The sequence below is a fragment of the Serratia sp. CY56464 genome (genome assembly GCF_052168435.1).
In the GTDB taxonomy this organism is placed as follows: Bacteria; Pseudomonadota; Gammaproteobacteria; order Enterobacterales; family Enterobacteriaceae; genus Serratia; species Serratia marcescens.
In genome coordinates this window covers 254,838-277,572 of record NZ_JBJNMV010000003.1, presented here as the reverse complement: position 1 = coordinate 277,572, position 22,735 = coordinate 254,838, and the positions used below count along the sequence as shown (strand labels likewise).

Below are 22,735 nucleotides of genomic sequence, written 5' to 3'. Positions count from 1 at the left end.
CAACTAGAATTTATCTATAGCCGTTTCGGCGCCGCAGGCGCCGCAATCCGTACACAAGGAGATGCGCATGACAACGCAACAACCCATCATCAAACTCCACGATGGTAATCTGATGCCGCAGTTGGGTCTCGGCGTTTGGCAGGCGAGTATTGAAGAGACCACCCGCGCGGTGAGCAAAGCGCTGGAGATCGGTTACCGCTCCATCGACACCGCCGCGATTTACAAGAACGAGGAAGGCGTCGGCGCCGCGCTGCAGTCCAGCGCGCTGCCGCGCAGCGACCTGTTCATCACCACCAAGCTGTGGAACGACGATCAGGGCGATCCGCTGGCGGCGCTGGAAACCAGTCTGGAAAAGCTCAAGCTGGACTATGTGGATCTGTATCTGATCCACTGGCCGCGCCCGCAGCAGGATCAATACGTCTCCGCCTGGCGCGAGCTGATCAAGCTGCGCGAACAAGGCCTGGTGAAAAGCATCGGCGTATGCAACTTCCATACGCCGCACCTGCAGCGTCTGTTGGATGAAACCAACGTGGCGCCGGTCGTCAACCAGATCGAGCTGCACCCGCTGCTGCAACAGCGCCAGCTGCGCGCCTGGAACGCCACGCACCATATCGCCACCGAATCCTGGAGCCCGCTGGCGCAAGGCGGTGAAGGCGTGTTCGACCAGCCGCTGATCAAGGCGCTGGCCGAAAAATACGAGAAAACCCCGGCGCAGATTGTGGTGCGCTGGCACCTGGACAGCGGTCTTATCGTCATCCCGAAATCGGTCACGCCGTCGCGGATTCGCGAAAACTTCGAGGTGTTTGATTTCAAACTCGATAAAGATGAACTGGGCGAGATCGCCAAGCTGGATGTCGGCAACCGCCTCGGGCCGGATCCGGATACCCTGTAATCTCCCCCCAAGCCCTCTCCGGCCGGAGGGGGCTTTTCCTTCCCGCACATTGCTCCTTTGCGCCGCCTGACGTTATGATGACGACGCCGGAGGCTCCGCCCGCCGGTTAACGCCGTTAAAAAACAGACAAGCACGGAGCACCATGAAATTCTCTTTCTCACACGGGTCACGGCTGGGCATGCTTTGCGTCATGCTGGTGCTGGCGGGTTGCGCCGGCAAGAAACAGCGCGTCAGCTACGATCGCCACGCCTTCGATAGCGCCATCAAAGACGCCGCCAGCGAATACGGCGTAGATGCCAAGCTGATCACCGCCATGATCCAGGTGGAGTCCGGTTTCAACCCCGCCGCAGTGAGCAGATCCAATGCGATCGGCCTGATGCAGCTGAAAGCCGATACCGCCGGCTGCGACGCCTATCGCTACAAAGGCAAACGCGGTTGCCCGGACGATGACGATCTGCGGGATCCCGACACCAATATCGATCTCGGCGCCGCCTATCTGGCCACCTTGCAGAAACAACAGCTTAAAGGGATCGCCAATCCCGTCACGCTGCGCTACGCCACCATCATCGCCTACGTCAACGGCACCGGGGCACTGCTGCGCACCTTCTCCAGCAACCGTCAGCAGGCCATCGCGATGATTAACAACCTGTCGCCGGAGGCCTTTAACTGGCACGTGCGCAAATACCATCCCGCGCCGCAGGCGCCGCGCCATTTGATGAAAGTGGAAGCCGCGTACGAGCAGCTGTGACGCTCAACAGTGAAAAGGAGAACCCGGGGGTTCTCCTTTTTGTTTACGCATGCGGTGCGGCCGTTACGGCTTGGCTTTGCGAATCGGTTTGCGCGGCGGCCGGTTGGACGGCGTGCGCTGCCGATTGATATCGGTATGTTTGGTCAGCGCCGGCCGGGTATGGCGCTGCAGCCGTTTCGCTTCGCGCTGTTCGTCGATGCTCGGCGCCGGCACCAGACAATCGCGGCGGCTGCCGATCAGGTGCTTCAGGCCCATCTCTTCCAGCGCGGCGCGGATCAGCGCCCAGTTGGCCGGATCGTGGTAACGCAGCAGCGCCTTATGCAGGCGGCGCTGGCGATCGCCGCGCGGCACCACCACGTCTTCGCTCTTGTACCCCACCTTGCTCAGCGGGTTTTTGCCGCTGTAATACATGGTGGTGGAGTTGGCCATCGGCGAAGGATAGAAGTTCTGCACCTGATCGAGGCGGAAACGGTTCTTCTTCAGCCACAGCGCCAGGTTCACCATGTCTTCATCGCGGGTGCCCGGGTGCGACGAGATAAAGTATGGGATCAGGTACTGCTCTTTACCCGCCAGCTTCGAATAGTGATCAAACAGCTGCTTGAAGCGATCGTAACTGCCCATGCCCGGTTTCATCATCTTCGACAACGGGCCTTCTTCGGTGTGCTCCGGCGCGATCTTCAGGTAGCCGCCGACGTGGTGGGTCGCCAGTTCCTTGATATAGCGCGGATCTTCCACCGCCAGATCGTAACGTACCCCGGAAGCGATCAGGATCTTCTTGATGCCCTCCAGAGAACGCGCGCGGCGGTAAAGCTTGATGGTCGGCTCGTGGTTGGTATCCATATAGGTGCAGATCTCCGGATACACGCACGAGGCGCGGCGGCAGGTCTGCTCAGCGCGCGGGTTGGTGCAACGCAGCATATACATGTTGGCGGTCGGGCCGCCCAGATCGGAGATCACACCGGTAAAGCCCGGCACCTTGTCACGGATCTCTTCGATTTCGCGAACGATCGAATCTTCCGAACGGCTCTGGATGATGCGCCCTTCATGCTCGGTGATCGAACAGAACGAACAGCCGCCGTAGCAGCCGCGCATGATGTTCACCGAGAAACGGATCATGTCATAGGCCGGAATGCGATCCTGACCGTAGGACGGGTGCGGTACGCGTTGATAAGGCAGGGCGAAGACGCTGTCCATCTCCGGCGTGGTCAGCGGGATCGCCGGCGGGTTGATCCACACGTAGCGATCGCCGTGTTTTTGCATCAGCGCGCGGGCGCAGCCTGGGTTGGTTTCATGGTGCAAAATGCGCGAGGTGTGCGCATACAGCACCTTGTCGCCCTTCACTTTCTCGAAGGACGGCAGCAGCACGTAGGTCTTCTCCCACGGCTTCGGTTTGGCGGCGCGCACGGTGACAGGCTTGGCTTCCGGCTCTTTCGGCTTGGCGCCGTCGGCGCACGGCAGATCCTCGCCGTACGGGTTCGGAATAGGTTCGATGCGGCCCGGCTTGTCGAGGCGGGTGGAATCCACGCCGCTCCAGCCCGGCAGCGCTTCTTTGCGCATCACCGCGGTATTGCGAATATCGTGGATATCGCCGATCTTCTCACCGGCGGCCAGACGGTGCGCCACTTCCACCAACGGACGCTCGCCGTTGCCGTAGATCAGCATGTCGGCTTTGGAGTCCACCAGCACCGAGCGGCGCACGGTATCCGACCAGTAATCGTAGTGGGCGATGCGACGCAGGCTGGCTTCGATGCCGCCCAGCACGATCGGCACGTCTTTATAGGCTTCTTTGCAGCGCTGGCTGTAGACCAGGGTGGCGCGATCCGGCCGCTTGCCGCCGACGTTGCCGGCGGTATAGGCATCGTCGTGGCGCAGTTTGCGATCGGCGGTGTAGCGGTTGATCATCGAGTCCATGTTGCCGGCGGTGATGCCGAAGAACAGGTTCGGTTTCCCCAACCGCATGAAGTCTTCTTTATTGCTCCAGTCCGGCTGCGCGATGATGCCGACGCGAAAGCCCTGCGCTTCCAGCATGCGGCCGATGATCGCCATGCCAAAGCTTGGGTGATCGACGTAGGCGTCGCCGCTGATGATGATCACGTCGCAGCTGTCCCAGCCCAGTTGATCCATCTCTGCCCGCGACATCGGTAAAAACGGCGCGGTGCCAAAACATTCGGCCCAATAGGGCTTATAGGAAAACAGTTCACGATCGGGTTGGATCAGGCTGGTGGTGCTCATTCTGCTGCTCTTTTTACAGGTTAATTAATCGCCGGGCGGCGATTATACGCACTAGCAGCAAAAAGAGCATGGTTATTTCGCTAACCGTTCACTTCGAATTCATAAACGTCGCTGCGGCACAAGATATCGCTGAACTCCAGCGCCTCACCCTGAGCGTTGCGGCTGGTTTGGATGATGTGCAACAACGGCGCGCCGCACGGCACGTTGAGCAGTTCGGCGACCTCGTCGCTGCAGGACACCGCCTTCAACAGAAAGTGTTTATCTTCAGGCACGATGCCGCGCGATTGCCATAGCGCATACAGTGAATGCTCCAGCTGCGCCGGTTCGGGCAAGAAGCGCGGTGGTATATAGGTGGTTTCCAGCGAGACCGGGCTGCCGTTCAGCAAGCGTAACCGCCGCAGTTTGATCACTTCATCCCCCTCCGCCAGCCCCAGCGCCGCCGCGGCCTTGGCCGGCGCGCCGACTCGGGTGCGCAGCAGCCATCGATTGCTGACGCGGCTGCCGTGACGCAGCGCCTGAGCGGTGAAACCGCTGTCCTTATCGAGGGAATAACCAATGCGCATCGCCACGCGGGTGCCGCCCCCCTGCTGCCGTGAAATCAGCCCTTTATCCTCCAGCAGCTTCATTGCCTTGCTGACGGTGACGCGCGACAGCGCCAGCCCCTCCGCCATCTGCCGTTCCGGCGGCAGAAATGCCTCCGCCGCCAACACCTGCTGCCTGATCGCGGTTTCTATCGCCGCCGCCAGCTGAATATAACGCGGCGCCACCGCCCCCTGCGCCAGATGACCACGCAGCCAGGCCATAAAATCCGTCATTCGCCCGCCCTCTTGCTTATGCCATTCGTCTGAGTCTCATTGTTATCCTATCGCCTGTCCGGCGATAGGCACCTCACTTTAACTAAAATATCGCTAATGCTTTCAGAGTGGCATCACAATTTTTGCCTAATGGACTTTCATTGGATCTAGATCGCGCGTAATCTGTGCTTATTGATGTTGATACATCAATAGCACCAACACCAGGGACCCACTTTAAAAACAATAAAAAACCCGCTGCCAGCCCTAAAGAATACCCTTGATGGCCGGCAGCGGGCCTATACTGCCGGCGCAAACGGCCGATAATAAGCAACGGAGCTAATGGATAGCCTGCTCACGGCTCATCGCCGCATCACAGGATCCCATCGCGGAGGGCGAAGCGGATCGATGTCGGCAAATAGAAACGTTCCCGCTTCGCCAATCCCCGCTGCAGCCCCACTCTTTGACTACACTCATTGGCGCCGTGCGGCCGACGTGCCTCACCCGATAAGGCGGATACCGCCCTCATTTTGACAGACCCGGCGGCGTCAGCCGCTACACACTGCGCGGAATCGGCGTCTTCACCAACAGCGGGACAGCCGGCCTCAACCGCGCCAACGGAATCGATTTTCAGTCAACTGCGGCGGCCCTCGCGGCCCTGCGCAACAGGGATCATTTGCTATGACCGATATCAATCGCAATGAAGCATGGAAGGTAGAAAGCACCGGTATCGACCGGGTGCCGGACGCGGAACAGACCGGTAAGCCCATCGAGCTGTTTTGGATCTGGTCGGCGGCCAATATCGGTATTCTCGGCGTGGTGTACGGCGCCATCATCGTCGGCTTCGGCTTATCCTTTCTGCAATCGGTACTCGCCGCGCTGGTCGGCGTCGCCAGCTTCGTGCTGGTCGGCCTCACCAGCTTCGCCGGCAAGCGCGGGCGCACCTCTACGCTGACGCTCTCGCGGGTGATTTTCGGGCTGAAGGGCAACGTGGCGCCCACCCTGTTCAGTTGGATCAACCTGATGGGCTGGGAAGCGGTCAACGTGATCACCGGCACCCTGACGCTGGCGGCGCTGTTCGAGGCCTTCGGACTGGGAACCAGCCACCTGTTGACCGCGCTCAGCCTGCTGCTGTTCGGCGGGCTCACTGTCGTCGTCAGCCTGCTGGGGCAAAATACCGTGGTCTGGATGCAGAGCTGGTTCAGCCGCATCTTCGGCACCATGACGCTGATCGTGGTGCTCTATATCCTGTTCAACACCGAGTGGAGCCAGGTGCTGGCGCTGCCTTCCGGCAGCTGGTTGACCGGTTTCCTGCCGGCGGTATCGGTGATCGCCGCCGGCACCGGCATCAGCTGGGCAATCGCCGGCGCCGATTACAGCCGCTATCAAAGCCCGAGCTCGTCGAGCAAAGGCATTTTCGCCGCGGTGATGGGCGGTGCCTGTTTGCCGCTGATGCTGCTGATGCTGGCCGGTATTCTGCTTTCCGTGCAGCTCCCCGATCTGGCCAGCGCCGCCAACCCCATCGCGCTGATAGGCTCGGTGCTGCCCGCCTGGATGGCCATCCCTTATCTGCTGGCCGCCACCGCCGGCATCGTCACCATCGCGGTGCTCAGCCTGTATTCCGCCAGCCTTAACCTGCTGACCATCGGCGTGCAGGTCAAACAATGGCTGGCGATATCGATCGACGCCGTGGTGGTGCTGGGCATCGCCCTGTATGTGCTGTTCATCTCCGGCGATTTCATGGGGCCGTTCATCTCCTTCCTGGTGTTCTGCGGGGTGTTTCTGGCGGCCTGGGAGGCAATTTTCCTGCTCGATTACCTGTGCCTGCGCCGCCGCCACGGGTATGATGGCAACGCTTTGTACGGCCTGCATGGCCAGAACCGCGGCGTGCGCAAAGCCCCGCTGTTTTGCTGGTTCCTCGGCGCCCTGTGCGGCCTGCTGGTCACCAAAACCGGTTTTATCGACGGCCCGCTGGCCAAAGGCTTGTTCGCCGACTCCAGCCTGGGGCTGTTTGTGTCGTTTGCGGTGAGTCTGATCGCTTACGGTCTGTACCTGACCCAACGCAGAGAACATCAATGAATGAGTGGGAAGCTGTAACACCTGTCCTGGTGATTGGGGGCGCGGTCGGCGATCTGGTGATGACGCTGCCGCGCCTGCCGATCCGCGGTGAAGATATCGAAGCCCTGCCGCAGGCGCGGCAAATCGGCGGTTGCGCGTTCAACGTGGCGCGCGCGCTGACGCGCCTTGAAGCGCCGGTGATCAACGGCATGCCGGTCGGCAACGGCGAGTGGGGCGCGGCGATCGAAGCCGCCATGGGCGAACTGGGGCTGGAGGTGCTGTTGCGCCACGGCCAGATGGACAACGGCTGGTGCCTGGCGCTGGTGGAGCCCGACGGCGAACGCACCTTTATCACGGTGTCCGGTTGCGAAAGCCAATGGAATAAAGCGCAGCTGGCGACCCTGCCGCTGACGGAACACACGCTGATCTACGCCAGCGGCTACGAGCTGGCGGGCGAAAACGGCGAAGCGCTGCGCGAGTGGCTGACGCGCATGCCGTTCGACCAACCTCGCCTGATCGATCCCGGCCCGCGCATCGCCCAGCTCAGCGAAGATTTCTTCGCCATGCTCAGCGACAGCCACACTCTGCTGACGCTCAACCGCGACGAAGTGGCCACGCTGTGCGGCGCCGGCGACGCCGTGGAGGCCGCACAGCGCTATGCCGCCGCCCGTAATCTGACGCTGATCTGTCGCCTGGATCGCGACGGCGCGTGGATCTGCGACGGCCGCACGCCGCCGCTGCACATTCCGGCCTATCCGGTAGAGGTCGTTGACACCATCGGCGCGGGCGATGCCCACTGCGCCGGTTTGCTGGCGGGCCTGTCTGCCGGCTGGCCACTGCCGCGGGCGGTCGATCTGGCCAACCGGGTCGCCGCTTGCGTGGTGGCCAGCCTCGGCGCCGCCAATCCGCCGGACTGGCAGCAGCTGCAGCAGCGCTTCCCGCAGGCCTGACGTTTCAGGGCGCAGCCAGCTGCGCCCCCTGCCTTACTGCGCCGCCGCCGCGCTCTCCTGCGGCGGGTGGCGGTAGTTGAAGCTCAACGCGAACACGATCCCCAGCACCAGCGTATACAGCGCAAACACCAGCCAGATGCTCTGCCAGTCTTTCACGCCGTCATGGCTGAAGAAGTCCACCACCTCGCCGCTGGCGAGCGCCCCCAGATAGGCGCCCAAACCGTTGACCATGGTCATGAACAGCCCCTGCGCGCTGGCGCGGATGCGGTGATCGGCCTCTTTCTCGACGAAGATGGCGCCGGAGATATTGAAGAAGTCGAAGGCGCAGCCGTAGACAATCATCGACAGCAACAGCAGCACGAAACCAAAGCCGACCGGCGTGCCGTAAGCCAGGAACAGAAAGCGCAGCGTCCAGGCCGCCATGCTGATCAGCATCACCTGCTTGATGCCGTAACGGCGCAGGAAGAAGGGAATGGTGAGGATAAAGAACACTTCGGAGATCTGCGACAGCGACAGCAGCACCGCCGGATACCGGACGCTGAGGCTGTCCTGATACAGCGGATTGAGCGACAGATCGTGCAGGAACGGGTTGCCGAAGGTATTGGTTATCTGCAGCGCCGCGCCAAGCAACATGGCGAACAGGAAAAACAGCGCCATGCGCCGCTGGCGGAACAACACCAGCGCATCCAACCCCAGCACGCTCACCCAGCTTTTCGACTCGGCCGCGCGGTTGGTCGGGCAACGCGGCAGCGTCAGCGAATAGGCGGACAGCAGCAGCGACGCCGCAGAAGCCAGATACAGCTGCAGATTGCTGAGCTCGATGCGGCTGAAGCCGACCAACCACATCGCCAGAATGAATCCCACGGTGCCGTACACCCGCACCGGCGGAAAGTCCCTCACCGTGTCAAAGCCGTGCTTTTCGAGGCAAAAATAGGAAATGGCGTTGGAGAGCGCGATGGTCGGCATATAGACCATGGCATTGAACAGCATCACCCAGAACATCAGCATCGGTTGCTCGACCTGCGCCGCGCAGTACAGCGCCAGCGCCCCGAGCAGGTGGCACAGCGCATACAGATAGTTGGCCTTCATCCACCGATCGGCGATGATGCCCGCCAGCCCCGGCATGATCAGCGCGGCGATGCCTTTGGCGCTGTAGACCATCCCCACCTGCATGCCGCTGAAATGCAGCGTGTTGATCATGTAGGAACCCAGCGTCACCAGCCAGGCGCCCCAGATAAAGAACTGCAGGAAAATCATGACTTTTAATCGTGTTTTTATCGCCATCGCCATCACCTTGTTATTATGCTTTCAACGATGATTGGTGCGGCGGGCCCCCTGCAGCCCGCCGCCGGTTTGCTTGCGGTGTTACAGCGTTTTGAACAGCTCGCGGATCAGGCGCATGAAATCGTCCGCCGCCAGCGCCGCGCAGCTGAGCGTTTGTTCGTGGGAAAGAGGCGTATCCGACAGCCCTTCGGCGTAGTTGGTCATCGCGGACACCACCAGCACCTTGAGACCGCAGTGGCGCGCCGCCAGGACTTCCGGCACGATCGACATGCCCACCACGTCGCAGCCCAGGGTCTGCATCATGCGGATCTCCGCCGGCGTTTCGAAATTCGGCCCGGTGTAGGCGGCGAATACCCCTTCCGCCAGCGGAATGCCCGCGCTTTCGGCCACCGCCGCCAGCCCGGCGCGCAGATCGCGATCGTAGGCGTTCGCCAGGCTGAAGAAGCGCGGCCCGAAGCGATCGTCGTTGGCGCCGACCAGCGGCGATTCCGGCATGAAATTGATGTGATCGGTAATCGCCACCAGGCTGCCCGGCGCCACCGAACGGCGCAGCGAACCCGCGGCGTTGGTCGCCAGCAGGAATTCGCAGCCCAGCAGTTTGAAAGTGCGCACCGCGGTGGTCATCACCTGCATGCCACGCCCTTCATAGAAATGACCGCGCCCTTTCATGCACAATACCGGCACGCCCTCCAGCTTGCCGGCGACCAGCTGCCCGGCGTGGCCGGCGACGCCGCTCACCGGAAAGCCCGGCAGCTCCGCGTAATCGAGGGTGACGGTTTCGGTCATCACCTCCGCCAGGGCGCCAAGCCCGGAGCCGAGAATCAAGGCCGCTTTCGGCTGGAAACCCGGCAGGCGCGCGCGGACGATGTCGGCGCAGGTAAAAGCATCTTCTTGATTAAACATCGTATTCTCTCTTTCAGCGGGGGATAATAAGCCCCATAGTAGAGAGCGAGGCGCGGCCGAGACCAATACATTCTTGGCGGCCGATTTATTCCATTTACCTATAAGTTGAGCTGCGTCACAAGGAGGCGATACCCCGGATGAACCCGCCCCAAGCCCTGCCCGATCCCGGCCGGATTAACTTCCGCCTGCTGCACTATTTCCGCGTGGTGGCGGAAGAGATGAACTTCACCCAGGCGGCGCGGCGGCTGAATATGTCACAGCCGCCGCTCAGCAAGCACATCAAGGAGCTGGAGAGTCAGCTCGGGGTGGTGCTGTTCAAACGCACCACCCGCTCCATAACGCTGACGCCGGCCGGCCGCACGCTGCTGCGCAACGTCGAGCGGCTGCTGGATCAGGCCGACAGCGCATTGCATCAGGTGCAACAGATGGGGCGTGGCGAAGGCGGCCACATGGTGGTCGGCATGGTCGGCACCTCGGCCTGGGGCGGCCTGATCGCGGCGCTGCGGCGATTCAGCGAGCGGAGCGCCGGCGTCACCTGGTCGTTGAACGAGCTGACGCCCAGCCAGCAAATCGCCGCGCTGCAAAAGCGGCATATCGACATCGGGGTCTGGCGAGAGGCGCAGCAGCAGACGCTGCCGGGGTTAACCTGCCAACGGTTGGCAAGCGAGAGCATCGCCGTGGTGTTGCCGCTCGATCATCCGCTGGCGCAGCAGGAAAATATCCCGCTGGCGGCGCTGCAGAACGACAGCTTCATCGTGCTGCCGCCGCATGAGGCCAGCCTGGGGCTGTATCTGCACAATCTGTGTCTGCAGCAGGGATTTTTGCCGGACGTCGCCTATCAGGTCAACGAACCGCAGACCCTGCTGGCGCTGGTGGCGGAAGGCTGCGGCATCACGCTGCTGCCGGACAGCTACGGCCGCATCCCGTGGCCCGGCGTACGCTTTTGCCCGCTGCAACAGGCGCCGCCGGCGGATCTGTACGCGGTGTATCGCGCCGACAGCGTCACGCCGGTGGTGCAGGCCTTCCTGGAAATGCTGCGGGCGCCGTAAGCGGCCCGCAGCGCAGATTACATCGTCGGCTGCACCATCAGCTGGCCGGCGGTGCCGCGATCGGCCATCTCCAGCGTCTGGCTGTAATACAGGAACGGGAAGTGTTCGGAGGTAGGTTGGTTGAAATACACCAGCAGCTCGACGTCGCCATCGACCCAGACGGTGTCCTTCCAGCCGCGATCTTCCGCCATCGGCTGCGCGCCGTTGACGCGTTTGATCAGGAACTGCACGCCCTGAATATGGAACGCCTGCGGCGTATCCGCATGAATGTTCCAACGTTCCCAGGTGCCTTGCTGTGCCTGTACGTCGATGCGGTTCATGTCCCAAATCGCGCCGTTGATGCCGACGCCGCCGTCGCCCAGGCGGAAATCGCGGGTGCGGCTGGCGCTGCCGTCCAACAGCTGATCCGCCAGCAGGCGCATCGGCAGGTTGTCGGTCACCAGCGGCAGCAGGCCGGTCGGGCGCAGCGTCAGCACCTGGGTGGACACCAGAATGCTCGACGGCTCGAACAGGCCGCGCAGGCGATCCATGATGCCCGCCGCTTCACCGGCGGTGATGGTCACCTCTTCGCCCTTCGACATGTCGATCAGCACTTCCCGGCGTTCGCCAGGCGCCAACGACAGCTGCTGCACCGCGACCGGCGCAGGCAGGAAGCCCTGATCGCTGGCAATCACGTTGAACGGCCGCCCGTCGCTGAGCTGCAGGGTATAGCGGCGCGCGTTGGAGGCGTTAAGCAGGCGCAGACGCACCCAGCCGCGCGACACGTCGACATACGGGTTTTGCACGCCGTTGACCAACAGCGTATCGCCGACGAAACCGCCCTGCGACGGTGCATCGTATTGCGGTGTGCCGAAGTTATCGAAGCGTTTGTCCTGAATGATCAGCGGGAAATCGTCGACGCCGTAGTGGTTGGGCAGCGGCAGCGCTTTGCTGACGGCATCTTCCACCAGCCACAGCCCGGCCAGCCCGTTGTAAACGTGCGGCGCCATACGGTTCGGCGTGTTGGCATGGTACCAGCAGGTGGCCGCCGCCTGACGAATGGGCAGCACCGGCGACCAGTCGACGTTAGGCGACATCATGCGCGGCGCGCCGCCCATCAGCGTGCCTGGCACCTGCAGACCGCTGACGGTCATCGCTACCGGCTCCTGCAGGCGGTTGCTGTAGATCAGTTTGACGTCGTCACCGCTGTAAACCCGCACCGTCGGCCCCAGGTACATGCCATTGATGCCCCACACCGCCGCTTTGCGGTTATCCATAAACGCCCAATGGGCGCGCTGCAAGGTCAGGAACAGCGGCTGACCGCGGCGAGACTCCAGCAGCGGGGGAATGGGTAACGGGGTCTGCGTTCCGCTCGCCTCAGCCCTCAGCGGCACGGCGCCCGCGCACAGCGCCAGGCCCGATGCCTGTAAAAACTGACGTCGACTGAGTGACATATTTTCTCCATGAAAAGCAATAACTAAACCGTGTGCAAAACCCAAACGCCCGCCAATCAAGATTAGCAGGCGTTCAGGCGTTAACGGCGCTGAACGCCAATTAAAACCCTATTCTTTGAAGCCGGTAGACTCTTATTTTTTGGCGGCGTTGCGCTGGGCGACTTCGGCGTCCAATTCGGCGATTTTCGCCTCCATCAGCTCACGGCAATGGGCCGCCAACTCACGCACGTTTTCTTTGCCGTATTTGCTGGTATCCACCGGCGCCAACATCTCGACGATCACATGACCGTTATTCCAGCGATTAAGATTTATATTACCGCTGGTGGTTGATACACAGATCGGCACAATCGGCACGCCGGCGGCGATGGCCGCGTGGAACGCGCCGGTTTTAAACGGCATCAGACCGCGACCGCGGCTGCGGGTCCCTTCCGGGAACATCCAGATCGAAATGTCTTTCTTTTTGAACTGCTCCGCCACCTGGGCGATGGTGCCGTGCGCCTTGGCGCGATTATCACGATCTATCAGCAGATTACCGGTCAGCCAATACAGCGGGCCGAAAAACGGGATCCACACCAGACTTTTTTTACCGACGGTCACGGTGCGCGGCTGCACGATATTGGAGGCCGTCACCATGTCGTAGTTATTTTGGTGGTTGGCGATATAGATGCAGTTGCCATTGTTGGCCGCATCGGCCGGCACGCGGGTTTCAACCTTGATGCCGAACAGCGTCGACAGGCGGCCGAAAAGATGGCCGAAGGTCGCCACGTGGCGAGGGTTGCGCGGGCTGAACAAGCAATAAACAGAACCGAAAATACACACCAGAATACAGAAAAGAGTGGCGAGAACGGCACGCAAAATCAATAACATAACAACCTCATTAGCACACTGCCAACGCAGTTTACTTCGCTGCGCAGATTCCTTTACTCATTATTTGCCGGCCAGGCGGTAAGCACGCCGATGTCGCCTGCATTTCTCGCTATTTTCCTGCCAGGCGGCAGTACGCACAATAATTTTATGCGCAGAAATGTTAACTATTTGGAAAATAAACGCCAGCAAAAATAAATAAGGCGGCCACAGCATGCTGCGACCGCCCTTTAACGCCGGCGCCAACGCTTACTCTTCGCTGTCGCCTCCCGACGCCCGCACCGGCGCATCCACTTCGACGCGATCGATGCGCTGCAGGCCACGCGGCAGCTGGGTGCCCTTGCGGCCGCGCTCCGCGCGGAACTTCTGCAGATCCTCCGGACGCAGCGTCAGCTTGCGTTTGCCGACGTACAACGTGACGGACGCCTGCGGCGGCAGCACGAACAGCCAGGCCAGCTTGTCTTCACCGGCTGCGGCCTGCGCCGCCGGAATGGAGACGATCTTGTTGCCCTTGCCCTTCGACAGTTGCGGCAGATCGGCGACCGGGAACATCAACATGCGCCCGGCGGCGGTGATCGACAGCAGCATATCTTCTGCGCCGTGAATTTCCATCGGCGGCAGCGCTCTGGCGTTGTCCGGCAGCGTGATCATCACCTTGCCGGCGCGGTTGCGCGCCACCAGATCGTTAAAGGTGCAAACGAAACCGTAACCGGCGTCGGACGCCATCAGCAGTTTTTGATCGTCGGCCGCCATCAGCACCTGCTCAATGGTGGCGCCCGGCGGCGGCGTCAGCTTGCCGGTCAACGGTTCGCCCTGCCCGCGCGCCGAAGGCAGCGTCATCGGATCGAGCGCATAGCTGCGCCCGGTAGAATCGATGAACACCACCGGCTGGTTGCTCTTGCCGCGCGCCGCGCCGCGGAAGCTGTCGCCGGCCTTGTAGCTCAACCCTGCCGGATCGATGTCGTGGCCCTTGGCGCTGCGCACCCAGCCCATTTCCGACAGCACGATGGTCACCGGCTCGGACGGCACGAAATCGTGCTCGCTCATCGCCTTGGCTTCCGCACGCTCGGTCAGCGGCGAACGGCGATCGTCGCCGTAGGTTTGCGCGTCGGCCTGGATCTCTTTCTTAATCAGCGTATTCAACTTGCGCTCGGACGCCAGCAGCGCCTGCAGTTGATCGCGCTCTTTCGCCAGCTCGTCCTGCTCACCGCGGATCTTGACCTCTTCCAGCTTGGCCAGGTGACGCAGTTTCAGCTCGAGGATCGCTTCCGCCTGGGTATCGGAGATGCCGAAACGCTGCATCAGCACCGGCTTCGGCTCATCCTCGCTGCGGATGATGTGGATCACCTCGTCGATATTGAGGAACGCCACCAGTAAACCTTCGAGGATATGCAAACGCTTGAGCACCTTCTCGAGGCGGTAGTTCAGGCGGCGGCGCACCGTATCGCGACGGTAGGCCAGCCATTCGGTGAGGATCTCCACCAGCCCTTTGACCTGCGGGCGGTTGTCCAGACCGATCATGTTCATGTTGATGCGGTAGCTGCGTTCCAGATCGGTGGTGGCGAACAGGTGATTCATCACCTGCTCCAGATCGATGCGGTTGGAACGCGGCACGATCACCAGACGCGTCGGGTTCTCGTGATCGGATTCATCGCGCAGATCCTCGACCATCGGCAGCTTCTTGGCGCGCATCTGGCTGGCGATCTGCTCCAGCACCTTGGCGCCGGAGACCTGATGCGGCAAGGCGGTGATCACCGCGCTGCCGTCCTCTTTCTTCCACACGGCGCGCATGCGCACCGAGCCGCGGCCGCTCTGGTAAATTTTGCGAATTTCATCGCGCGGGGTAATGATCTCGGCTTCGGTCGGGAAGTCCGGCCCCTGCACGAACTCGAGCAGGTCATCGAGCGAGGCGCCCGGCTTGTCGAGCAGCGCCACCGCCGCAGCGGCGACTTCGCGCACGTTGTGAGGCGGAATATCGGTCGCCATGCCGACCGCGATGCCGGTGGTGCCGTTCAGCAGGATGTTCGGCAGACGCGCCGGCAGCATCTTCGGCTCTTGCAGCGTGCCGTCAAAGTTCGGGATCCAGTCGACCGTGCCCTGGCCCAGTTCGGCCAGCAAGACCTCGGCGTATTTGGACAGGCGCGATTCGGTATAACGCATCGCCGCGAACGACTTGGGATCGTCCGGCGCGCCCCAGTTCCCCTGGCCGTCCACCAGCGGATAGCGATACGAGAACGGCTGCGCCATCAGCACCATGGCTTCATAACACGCGCTGTCGCCGTGCGGGTGGTATTTACCCAGCACGTCGCCCACGGTGCGGGCGGATTTCTTGAATTTGGCGCTGTTGGTCAGCCCCAGTTCAGACATGGCGTAGATGATGCGGCGTTGTACCGGCTTCAAACCGTCGCCAATGTACGGCAACGCCCGATCCATGATGACGTACATGGAATAGTTCAGATAGGCGTTTTCAGTGAATGTGTGCAGCGGTAAACGCTCTACACCGTCATGAGTCAGATCACTCATTACTCAATTATCCTCAGACCGTGGCTTGGCAATCCCTTGGACGACAAAAGGCATCGCTTGTCGATTCTGCCCGCGATAGTAACCCATCTGCGGGGTAGCTGTCACAGTTGGCGCAAGGATCGCCGCCGGCGGCCGGTTGCGCGATGCGGTTTATGCAAAATTTCGCTACCTGGCGGCCTCTTTATTGACTGGCAGTCAACACTGTTGTGCGCTGGATCGCATTTTTACTTGCCTGACTCACGATTACACTCGTCACCAGCGAGATGGTTTCCGCCTTTTCAGCGGGAAGCATGCCATATCTTAACTCTGACGGGAGCCGCGAAAGATGAGCAATATCCTGATTATCAACGCTAAAAAACAATTCGGCCATTCCAACGGCGAACTCAACCAAACCCTGAGCGACGTGGCGGAAGGCTTCCTGCGCGATCTGCAGCACGATGTGCAGGTCACCGTGGTCGACGACGGCTATGACATCGAAGCCGAAGTACAGAAATACCTGTGGGCCGACGCGGTCATCTATCAGATGCCGGGCTGGTGGATGGGCGAACCTTGGATCCTGAAAAAATACATCGATGAAGTGTTCACCGCCGGTCACGGCAGCCTGTATGCCAACGACGGTCGCTCTCGTTCTGACGAAAGCAAAAAATATGGCTCCGGCGGCCTGATCCAGGGCAAAAAATACCTGCTGAGCCTGACCTGGAACGCCCCGATGGAGGCCTTCACCGATCCCGATCAGTTCTTCCACGGTATCGGCGTCGACGGCGTTTACCTGCACTTCCACAAGGCCAACCAGTTCCTGGGAATGGAAGCGCTGCCGACCTTTATCTGCAATAACGTGATAAAACAACCGGATATCGAAGCGGACATCGCACGTTATCGCGAGCATTTGGCGAAAATTTTTGCTTAACTGACGCAGAACATTCTCATCAACGAGGCAGACATGATCACCGTAATCGCAGAAATCAAAGTGAAACCCGGCCACCGCGCCACCGTACTGCAAGCCATTGAAAAACTGGTGCCGCTGGTGCTGGCGGAAGACGGCTGCGGCGAATATACGCCGATGGTCGACAGCAATACCCAGGCACCCTGGCAGAAACGGTCGCCGGATTCGGTGTTCATGCTGGAGAAATGGGAAAGCATGGCGCATCTGGAAAAACACCTGGCCATTGAGCACATGCTCAAACACCGCGAGACCATCAAGGACAGCGTGCTGGACACCGAGATCTACATCCTGGAAAACGCCCTGTAAGCTCCGCCTTATAACGTCTGCGCGTCGATGTGCGCGCTGACGTAGTCAAGAAAACAGGTGATGCGCGCCGCCAATTGCGTATTGCGGTAATACACCGCATTGATCGGCTGGCGCACGTCCAGCGTCTCCTGCTCCAGCAACGTCACCAACTTGCCGGCTTCCCGATCGCGGCGGGTCATAAAGTCTGCCAGCTGTACGATCCCCTCGCCCCGCAGCGCCAATTGCCGCAACGTTTCCCCGCTGGACGCAGAGATCGTCGGCGTGATGGTGAAATGCGGCGCCTGGCGATAGCGCAACGGCCACTGGTTAAGCGACTCCGGCTGGGTAAAACCGAGCAGACAATGCCGATGCAACTCCTCCACGCTCTGCGGCGTGCCGTGCTGCTGCAGATAAACCGGGCTGGCGAGGATGCGCAGCCGGCTGGCTCCCAGCGCGCGCGCATGAATGGTCGAATCACGCAACGCACCGATGCGAATGGCGATATCCGTGCGTTTTTCCAGCAGATCGATAATCAGGTTGTCGGTGTTCAGCTCGAGCGAAATTTGCGGATAACGTTCTCTAAACCCCGCCACCAGCGGCACGATGACGTGCTCCATAAAAGGTGCGGCCGCATTGATCCGCAGCCGCCCGGCGGGCATTTGCCGGCGCACCGCCATTTGCTCTTCGGCATTTTCCACCGAGCTGATGATCGTACGCGCATGGTTCAGGAAGCTCAGCCCCTCTTCGGTCAGCTCCAAACGACGCGTCGTGCGGCGCATCAGGGTGGTATCGAGCTTATTCTCCAGGCGGCTGAGCGCGCGGCTGATGCCGGATGTTGTCTGGCCGAGCTGATCGGCGGCGGCGGTGATGGAACCGCTGTCGACCACCGAGGTGAACGCCAGCAATTCTTCAAGCGTGATCTTCATGCATTCCGGCCCAGGTTATCGGGCGCCGCATGAACGCCCTGCGGGAAAGCCGGCCCGGCGTTTCACCGGGCCAGGGTCAGGCTCAGACCGCCAATTCGGCCATGTCGCCCTTGTCTTGCAACCAGTTGCGGCGATCTTCCGAACGCTTCTTGGCCAACAGCATGTCCATCACCGCCAGCGTCTGATCGACGTCATCCTCCGCCACCGTCAGTTGCACCAGACGGCGGGTGTTCGGATCGAGGGTGGTTTCGCGCAGCTGCAGCGGGTTCATCTCGCCCAGCCCTTTAAAGCGCTGCACGTTCGGCTTGCCCTTCTTGCGCTTCAGCTGTTCCAGCACGCCGGCTTTCTCTTCTTCATCCAGCGCGTAGAACACTTCTTTACCGAGATCGATGCGATACAGCGGCGGCATGGCGACATAGACGTGGCCGCCTTTCACCAGCGAACGGAAGTGGCGCACGAACAGCGCGCACAGCAGCGTGGCGATATGCAAGCCATCGGAATCCGCATCCGCCAGGATGCAGATTTTGCCGTAGCGCAATTGGCTGAGATCTTCGCTGTCCGGATCGATGCCGATCGCCACGGAAATGTCGTGCACTTCCTGCGAGGCCAGCACTTCGTCCGAGGACACTTCCCAGGTATTCAGGATCTTGCCCTTCAGCGGCATGATCGCCTGATACTCGCGATCGCGCGCCTGCTTGGCCGATCCGCCCGCCGAATCCCCTTCCACCAGGAACAGTTCGGTCATGGCCAGATCCTGCGAGGTGCAGTCCGCCAGCTTGCCCGGCAGCGCCGGCCCGCTGGTGAGCTTCTTGCGCACCACTTTCTTGGCCGCGCGCAGGCGGCGCTGGGCGCTGGAGATCGCCAGCTCGGCCAGCTGTTCCGCCGCCTGAACGTTCTGGTTCAGCCACAGGCTGAAGGCGTCTTTCACCACGCCGGAAACGAAGGCCGCGCACTGACGCGAGGAGAGACGCTCTTTGGTCTGCCCAGCAAACTGCGGATCCTGCATCTTCACCGACAGCACGTAGGCGCAACGATCCCAGATATCCTCCGCCGACAGCTTCACGCCGCGCGGCAGAATATTGCGGAATTCGCAGAACTCGCGCATCGCGTCCAGCAGCCCCTGACGCAGGCCGTTGACGTGAGTGCCGCCCTGCATGGTCGGGATCAGGTTGACGTAGCTTTCGGTCAGCAGCTCGCCGCCTTCCGGCAGCCACAGCAGCGCCCAGTCCACCGCTTCGGTGTCACCGGCGAAATTGCCGACGAACGGCGCTTCCGGCAGGGTTATCAGGCCGTTAACCGCTTCCATCAGGTAGTCGGTCAGGCCGTCCTGGTAGCACCAGCGCTGCTCGGTGTTGTTCACCTTGTCGATGAAATAGATCTCGACGCCGGGGCACAGCACCGCTTTGGCTTTCAGCAGGTGAGTCAGGCGCGATACCGAGAAACGCGGGCTGTCGAAGAACTGTTCATCGGGCCAGAAGTGCACGCTGGTGCCGGTGTTGCGTTTGCCGCAGGTACCGGTCACCGTCAGATCCTGCACTTTGTCGCCGTTTTCGAAGGCGATGCCGTAGACGTTGCCGTCGCGGCGCACGTTGACTTCCACCCGCTTCGACAGGGCGTTGACCACCGAGATGCCAACGCCGTGCAGGCCGCCGGAGAACTGGTAGTTTTTATTCGAGAATTTACCGCCGGCGTGCAGCCGGCACAGGATCAACTCAACCGCCGGCACGCCCTCTTCCGGGTGGATGTCCACCGGCATGCCGCGGCCGTCGTCGATCACTTCCAACGACTGATCGGCGTGCAGGATCACGTCGATGCGCTTGGCGTGACCGGCCAACGCTTCGTCGACGCTGTTATCGATCACCTCTTGGCCGAGGTGGTTTGGGCGCGTCGTGTCGGTATACATGCCGGGACGACGGCGCACTGGTTCTAGACCGCTGAGTACTTCAATGGCATCAGCGTTATAGCTGGATTGAGTCATCGTTGATTATTTTTTCGTGGTTAAAGGGAGGTGCCGGAACGGTCCGTCAGACCGCGTTTAGCCCTAAAAAATCCACAATCTGGGGGAAGTAGTGCTCGAAACCGACGAAGGCGTGGTTTCCACCCGACTCCACCGTTTGCCGACACGCGGTGTAATACGCCACTGCCTGGCCGTAATCGAGAATTTCATCGCCCGTTTGCTGCAGCAGCCAGATTAAATCCGGCGACTCCAAAGGATCGATCTGCATCACTTTCAGATCGTAAACGTGCCGAGACTCTAACACATATTGCTGGCCGGTGTAGGGGTTCTCGTTGGCGCCGAGATAGTCGACCAGCAGCTCAAACGGCTTGACCGCCGGGTTGACCACCACCGCCGGCAGGGAAAAACACTGCGACAGCCAGGTGGCGTAATAGCCGCCCAGCGACGAGCCGACCAGCCCGAGCGTTTGCCCGGCGCGTTCCAGCACCAGATTTTCCAGCATCTCGGCGGCCTCCGCCGGAAAGGCCGGCAGCTGCGGCACCAGCATCTCGATATCGGGATGGTGTTCGGCCAGCCAGGCCTTGAAGGCCACCGCCTTGGCCGACTGCGGCGAGCTGTTGAAACCGTGCAGGTAGAGCAGTGTCGAAGGCATCAGTATCCATCCGAGTCCATATCGGGGCGGAAATCGTCGTTTTCCAGGCGGAACACCTGCGTCTCGACGCGACCGTCCGGCAGCAGATCGAGGTAGCGCCAGCCGGGGGAAACGTCGTCGATGGTGAAGTTCGTGCAGTGCGGCTTGAATTGCACGCAGGTAGACGGCGTCGCCAACAGGCGCCGACCCTGCCATTCCAAATCCAGATCCTGGTGAATGTGCCCGCACACCACGGTATTCACTTTCGGATAACGCAGCAGGATTGCGCCCAGCATATGCGGGTTGCGCAGGCTGTGCTGATCGAGCCAGGTGCAACCGGAAGGCAGCGGATGATGGTGCAGCAGCAGCAGCGTATAGCGCTCGGGGTGAGCCTGCAGGCAACGCTCCATCCACTCCAGCTGGTATTCGCTCAATTCGCCGTGCGGCACGCCGAACACCTGGCTGTCCAGCATCAGCACTTGCCAGTTATCACCCAACAGCACCTGTTTGGAAGGCGCAATGCCCGCGGCGGCCAACGCGTCGACCATCGCCGGTTGAAAATCGTGGTTGCCCGGCAGCCACACGCAGGGGGCCGGCAGTTGCGCGATGCCGGCGGCGAAGTGGCGGTACGCCTCTTGCGAATGATCCTGCGCCAAATCTCCCGTGGCGACGATCAAATCGACGTCGCGGCGCTGCGCCTGGATGGCGTCCAGCACCGCGTGATAGCTGCGATAGGTATTGATGCCGAGCAACGTCTCGTGTTCGCCGGCAAAAAGGTGGGTATCTGTTATTTGTAGAATCCTGACCGCGGCCCCACTCGCCACGGGCAGTTTAAACAGGCTTTCCAAATGGTGTCCTTTGTTATTTCAGTCTGTCTAACAAACCGGAACCGCCATCGCTCCATGCGCCAAACAGTAGCGCAGCCAATCAGCAAGAAACTGGTTAATTTGATGCTTTTCGTCGCGTTGATGCAACTTTTTATTAGGATAATCATAACGCGCTTTAAAGCGGTAGATCTGCTGACTGGAACACACTTCCGCAACCATGGCGTCATGGTACAACCGCACCGTCATCGCGGGCAGGCTCCAGTAGCTGACCGCCGGAAAGATCTGCTCGATCTCCACCAGCGACGTGTAACGCGTGGACTCAACGATGGTCAAACGATAGCCGGCGCCGTTCACCTGATAAGTCACCGTTTCGCCCGCTTCGTCGTTGCGCGGCAGCAAGCGGCGCAATTGCGCGAAGTTGGTTTCGCACAATCTCATCATTTCGGGGAAATCAGGGGTATAGCGCTGTTTCATTAGTTGGCCCACTCTTTTCTCAACGATTCATGGTGCAACGCCAGCCATTGCAATGCAATCACTGATGCGGCGTTATCGATCGCGCCTTCCTCAACCCAGCGGTAAGCCTGTTCGCGGCTGACCACATGGACGCGGATGTCTTCATGTTCTTCCGCCAGGCCGTGGATGCCCTCGGCGGTGCCGGCGTCCACTTCGCCGACCATGATCGACAAACGTTCGCTGGTGCCGCCGGGGCTGGCTAGGTAGCTCAGCACCGGTTTGCAGCGCCCGACCACCACGCCGGCCTCTTCCTGCGCTTCGCGGCGGCATACGTCCTCGACGCTTTCACCGGTTTCGATCATACCCGCCACCATTTCCAGCAGCCAGGGCGAATTACTGGTATCGACCGCGGCGATGCGCAGTTGTTCAACCAGCACAACCTCGTCGCGCACCGGATCGTAGGGCAGCAGCACCGCCGCATGGCCGCGTTCGAAAATTTCACGCGTGATTTCAGGGCTCATTTCACCATTGAACAACCGGTGGCGAAACCGGTATAAATTGAGTGAAAAAAAACCACGGTACAGCGTCTCGCGTGCAATAATTTCTACATCTTTTTTATCGAAAGTAACGGGCGACGGCTGCGAACGGTTCATGCGCGAATTCTCCTGCTTGAGTATGCCGATAAAATAAACGGTTTTGATGACAGAAACAGCGGGACTCTCCGCCGCGGCTTTATGTTAGGCTGTTTTTCGCCGCCGGATGCGGCACGTTTGTGCGCTCGCAGGTAATAGCGGGAAACAATCCGGATTGTCAGCCATAATATCAGCTGCAGTCGACCCGGGCAGTACGCCAAGGTAAATGGGCGGTCTGAAAGGTAAAAGTTACGTGAGATGGCACATTCAGCCACCTGATGCGTACCTCAGACTCTGCTAGAATCGGCAACTATTTCGTCTATCGTCAGCGCTAACATAGCAATATTGCTGCAC

20 protein-coding genes are annotated in these 22,735 nt (G+C 60.8%); 7 read left to right on the top strand and 13 right to left on the bottom strand.

Annotation, left to right across the window (positions count from 1 at the left end):
* Positions 1 to 67: 67 nt before the first annotated feature.
* Positions 68 to 892 (top strand): 2,5-didehydrogluconate reductase DkgA, encoded by an 825-nt coding sequence (gene dkgA, locus ACJ8KE_RS17495; protein WP_016930128.1) that lies wholly within the window; start codon positions 68 to 70, stop codon positions 890 to 892.
* A gap of 142 nt (positions 893 to 1,034) precedes the next feature.
* A complete protein-coding gene (locus tag ACJ8KE_RS17490) occupies positions 1,035 to 1,640 on the top strand; it encodes a transglycosylase SLT domain-containing protein (RefSeq protein ID WP_016930129.1) in 606 nt (201 codons plus the stop codon).
* 63 nt (positions 1,641 to 1,703) lie between these two features.
* Here the strand turns inward: ACJ8KE_RS17490 and ACJ8KE_RS17485 are convergent, their stop codons facing one another.
* A complete protein-coding gene (locus ACJ8KE_RS17485) occupies positions 1,704 to 3,872 on the bottom strand; it encodes a YgiQ family radical SAM protein (protein WP_004937285.1) in 2,169 nt (722 codons plus the stop codon).
* Positions 3,873 to 3,952: 80 nt separating this feature from the next.
* Positions 3,953 to 4,687, bottom strand: a complete 735-nt coding sequence (locus ACJ8KE_RS17480; protein WP_420278059.1) for a GntR family transcriptional regulator — start codon at positions 4,685 to 4,687, stop codon at positions 3,953 to 3,955.
* A gap of 657 nt (positions 4,688 to 5,344) precedes the next feature.
* On the opposite strand from ACJ8KE_RS17480, the gene ACJ8KE_RS17475 reads away from it, so the two are divergent.
* Both ACJ8KE_RS17475 and ACJ8KE_RS17470 read left to right on the top strand, forming a co-directional pair.
* Positions 5,345 to 6,742 (top strand): purine-cytosine permease family protein, encoded by a 1,398-nt coding sequence (locus ACJ8KE_RS17475; RefSeq protein WP_442517328.1) that lies wholly within the window; start codon positions 5,345 to 5,347, stop codon positions 6,740 to 6,742.
* The gene (locus ACJ8KE_RS17470; protein WP_442517327.1) at positions 6,739 to 7,671 is read left to right on the top strand and encodes a PfkB family carbohydrate kinase; all 933 of its coding nucleotides are present in this window, start codon (positions 6,739 to 6,741) and stop codon (positions 7,669 to 7,671) included. Before ACJ8KE_RS17475 ends, ACJ8KE_RS17470 begins: the two co-directional genes overlap by 4 nt.
* A gap of 33 nt (positions 7,672 to 7,704) precedes the next feature.
* Here ACJ8KE_RS17470 and ACJ8KE_RS17465 read toward each other — a convergent pair whose 3' ends face one another.
* Together ACJ8KE_RS17465 and xapA are read right to left on the bottom strand one after the other, a co-directional pair.
* A complete protein-coding gene (locus ACJ8KE_RS17465) occupies positions 7,705 to 8,955 on the bottom strand; it encodes a nucleoside permease (RefSeq protein ID WP_028128309.1) in 1,251 nt (416 codons plus the stop codon).
* An 81-nt stretch (positions 8,956 to 9,036) separates the two neighbouring features.
* Positions 9,037 to 9,858, bottom strand: coding sequence for a xanthosine phosphorylase (xapA, locus tag ACJ8KE_RS17460; protein WP_079450159.1), 822 nt, complete (start codon positions 9,856 to 9,858; stop codon positions 9,037 to 9,039).
* Between the two features lie 137 nt (positions 9,859 to 9,995).
* Between xapA and ACJ8KE_RS17455 the strand changes: the two genes are divergently transcribed.
* Complete coding sequence (locus ACJ8KE_RS17455; protein ID WP_442517326.1) at positions 9,996 to 10,907, top strand: LysR family transcriptional regulator; 912 nt, start codon at positions 9,996 to 9,998, stop codon at positions 10,905 to 10,907.
* Between the two features lie 17 nt (positions 10,908 to 10,924).
* Here the strand turns inward: ACJ8KE_RS17455 and ftsP are convergent, their stop codons facing one another.
* The 3 genes from ftsP to parC form a co-directional block, all read right to left on the bottom strand.
* Positions 10,925 to 12,340, bottom strand: a complete 1,416-nt coding sequence (gene ftsP / locus ACJ8KE_RS17450; RefSeq protein WP_004937270.1) for a cell division protein FtsP — start codon at positions 12,338 to 12,340, stop codon at positions 10,925 to 10,927.
* A 132-nt stretch (positions 12,341 to 12,472) separates the two neighbouring features.
* A complete protein-coding gene (locus tag ACJ8KE_RS17445) occupies positions 12,473 to 13,207 on the bottom strand; it encodes a 1-acylglycerol-3-phosphate O-acyltransferase (RefSeq protein WP_004937266.1) in 735 nt (244 codons plus the stop codon).
* Between the two features lie 246 nt (positions 13,208 to 13,453).
* Positions 13,454 to 15,727, bottom strand: coding sequence for a DNA topoisomerase IV subunit A (parC, locus tag ACJ8KE_RS17440; RefSeq protein ID WP_261106401.1), 2,274 nt, complete (start codon positions 15,725 to 15,727; stop codon positions 13,454 to 13,456).
* A 325-nt stretch (positions 15,728 to 16,052) separates the two neighbouring features.
* Here parC and ACJ8KE_RS17435 point away from each other — a divergent pair, with 325 nt between their 5' ends.
* Together ACJ8KE_RS17435 and ACJ8KE_RS17430 are read left to right on the top strand one after the other, a co-directional pair.
* Complete coding sequence (locus ACJ8KE_RS17435; protein ID WP_016930136.1) at positions 16,053 to 16,634, top strand: NAD(P)H-dependent oxidoreductase; 582 nt, start codon at positions 16,053 to 16,055, stop codon at positions 16,632 to 16,634.
* Positions 16,635 to 16,667: 33 nt separating this feature from the next.
* On the top strand, positions 16,668 to 16,976 hold the full coding sequence (locus ACJ8KE_RS17430; RefSeq protein ID WP_004937258.1) for a putative quinol monooxygenase: 309 nt from the start codon (positions 16,668 to 16,670) through the stop codon (positions 16,974 to 16,976).
* Positions 16,977 to 16,984: 8 nt separating this feature from the next.
* Here the strand turns inward: ACJ8KE_RS17430 and ACJ8KE_RS17425 are convergent, their stop codons facing one another.
* The 6 genes from ACJ8KE_RS17425 to nudF form a co-directional block, all read right to left on the bottom strand.
* Positions 16,985 to 17,881, bottom strand: a complete 897-nt coding sequence (locus ACJ8KE_RS17425) for a LysR substrate-binding domain-containing protein (protein ID WP_016930138.1) — start codon at positions 17,879 to 17,881, stop codon at positions 16,985 to 16,987.
* An 82-nt stretch (positions 17,882 to 17,963) separates the two neighbouring features.
* Positions 17,964 to 19,859 carry a DNA topoisomerase IV subunit B gene (gene parE, locus ACJ8KE_RS17420; RefSeq protein WP_025304305.1) on the bottom strand — a complete coding sequence of 632 codons (1,896 nt, stop codon included), beginning with the start codon at positions 19,857 to 19,859 and terminating at the stop codon, positions 17,964 to 17,966.
* Between the two features lie 46 nt (positions 19,860 to 19,905).
* Positions 19,906 to 20,490 (bottom strand): esterase YqiA, encoded by a 585-nt coding sequence (gene yqiA, locus ACJ8KE_RS17415; protein WP_015379081.1) that lies wholly within the window; start codon positions 20,488 to 20,490, stop codon positions 19,906 to 19,908.
* The gene (gene cpdA / locus ACJ8KE_RS17410; RefSeq protein ID WP_004937250.1) at positions 20,490 to 21,317 is read right to left on the bottom strand and encodes a 3',5'-cyclic-AMP phosphodiesterase; all 828 of its coding nucleotides are present in this window, start codon (positions 21,315 to 21,317) and stop codon (positions 20,490 to 20,492) included. The genes yqiA and cpdA overlap by 1 nt, the downstream gene beginning before the upstream one ends.
* Positions 21,318 to 21,344: 27 nt before the next feature.
* Positions 21,345 to 21,770 carry a DUF1249 family protein gene (locus tag ACJ8KE_RS17405; RefSeq protein WP_004937244.1) on the bottom strand — a complete coding sequence of 142 codons (426 nt, stop codon included), beginning with the start codon at positions 21,768 to 21,770 and terminating at the stop codon, positions 21,345 to 21,347.
* Positions 21,770 to 22,402, bottom strand: a complete 633-nt coding sequence (gene nudF, locus ACJ8KE_RS17400) for an ADP-ribose diphosphatase (RefSeq protein ID WP_016930141.1) — start codon at positions 22,400 to 22,402, stop codon at positions 21,770 to 21,772. Before nudF ends, ACJ8KE_RS17405 begins: the two co-directional genes overlap by 1 nt.
* Positions 22,403 to 22,735 lie beyond the last annotated feature (333 nt).

Bases quoted from the DNA above. Each gene is read 5' to 3' on its own strand.
- dkgA (WP_016930128.1), top strand. From the start codon at position 68: ATGACAACGCAACAACCCATCATCAAACTCCACGATGGTAATCTGATG.
- ACJ8KE_RS17490 (WP_016930129.1), top strand. From the start codon at position 1,035: ATGAAATTCTCTTTCTCACACGGGTCACGGCTGGGCATGCTTTGCGTC.
- ACJ8KE_RS17485 (WP_004937285.1), bottom strand. From the start codon at position 3,872: ATGAGCACCACCAGCCTGATCCAACCCGATCGTGAACTGTTTTCCTAT.
- ACJ8KE_RS17480 (WP_420278059.1), bottom strand. From the start codon at position 4,687: ATGACGGATTTTATGGCCTGGCTGCGTGGTCATCTGGCGCAGGGGGCG.
- ACJ8KE_RS17475 (WP_442517328.1), top strand. From the start codon at position 5,345: ATGACCGATATCAATCGCAATGAAGCATGGAAGGTAGAAAGCACCGGT.
- ACJ8KE_RS17470 (WP_442517327.1), top strand. From the start codon at position 6,739: ATGAATGAGTGGGAAGCTGTAACACCTGTCCTGGTGATTGGGGGCGCG.
- ACJ8KE_RS17465 (WP_028128309.1), bottom strand. From the start codon at position 8,955: ATGGCGATAAAAACACGATTAAAAGTCATGATTTTCCTGCAGTTCTTT.
- xapA (WP_079450159.1), bottom strand. From the start codon at position 9,858: ATGTTTAATCAAGAAGATGCTTTTACCTGCGCCGACATCGTCCGCGCG.
- ACJ8KE_RS17455 (WP_442517326.1), top strand. From the start codon at position 9,996: ATGAACCCGCCCCAAGCCCTGCCCGATCCCGGCCGGATTAACTTCCGC.
- ftsP (WP_004937270.1), bottom strand. From the start codon at position 12,340: ATGTCACTCAGTCGACGTCAGTTTTTACAGGCATCGGGCCTGGCGCTG.
- ACJ8KE_RS17445 (WP_004937266.1), bottom strand. From the start codon at position 13,207: ATGTTATTGATTTTGCGTGCCGTTCTCGCCACTCTTTTCTGTATTCTG.
- parC (WP_261106401.1), bottom strand. From the start codon at position 15,727: ATGAGTGATCTGACTCATGACGGTGTAGAGCGTTTACCGCTGCACACA.
- ACJ8KE_RS17435 (WP_016930136.1), top strand. From the start codon at position 16,053: ATGAGCAATATCCTGATTATCAACGCTAAAAAACAATTCGGCCATTCC.
- ACJ8KE_RS17430 (WP_004937258.1), top strand. From the start codon at position 16,668: ATGATCACCGTAATCGCAGAAATCAAAGTGAAACCCGGCCACCGCGCC.
- ACJ8KE_RS17425 (WP_016930138.1), bottom strand. From the start codon at position 17,881: ATGAAGATCACGCTTGAAGAATTGCTGGCGTTCACCTCGGTGGTCGAC.
- parE (WP_025304305.1), bottom strand. From the start codon at position 19,859: ATGACTCAATCCAGCTATAACGCTGATGCCATTGAAGTACTCAGCGGT.
- yqiA (WP_015379081.1), bottom strand. From the start codon at position 20,490: ATGCCTTCGACACTGCTCTACCTGCACGGTTTCAACAGCTCGCCGCAG.
- ACJ8KE_RS17405 (WP_004937244.1), bottom strand. From the start codon at position 21,770: ATGAAACAGCGCTATACCCCTGATTTCCCCGAAATGATGAGATTGTGC.
- nudF (WP_016930141.1), bottom strand. From the start codon at position 22,402: ATGAACCGTTCGCAGCCGTCGCCCGTTACTTTCGATAAAAAAGATGTA.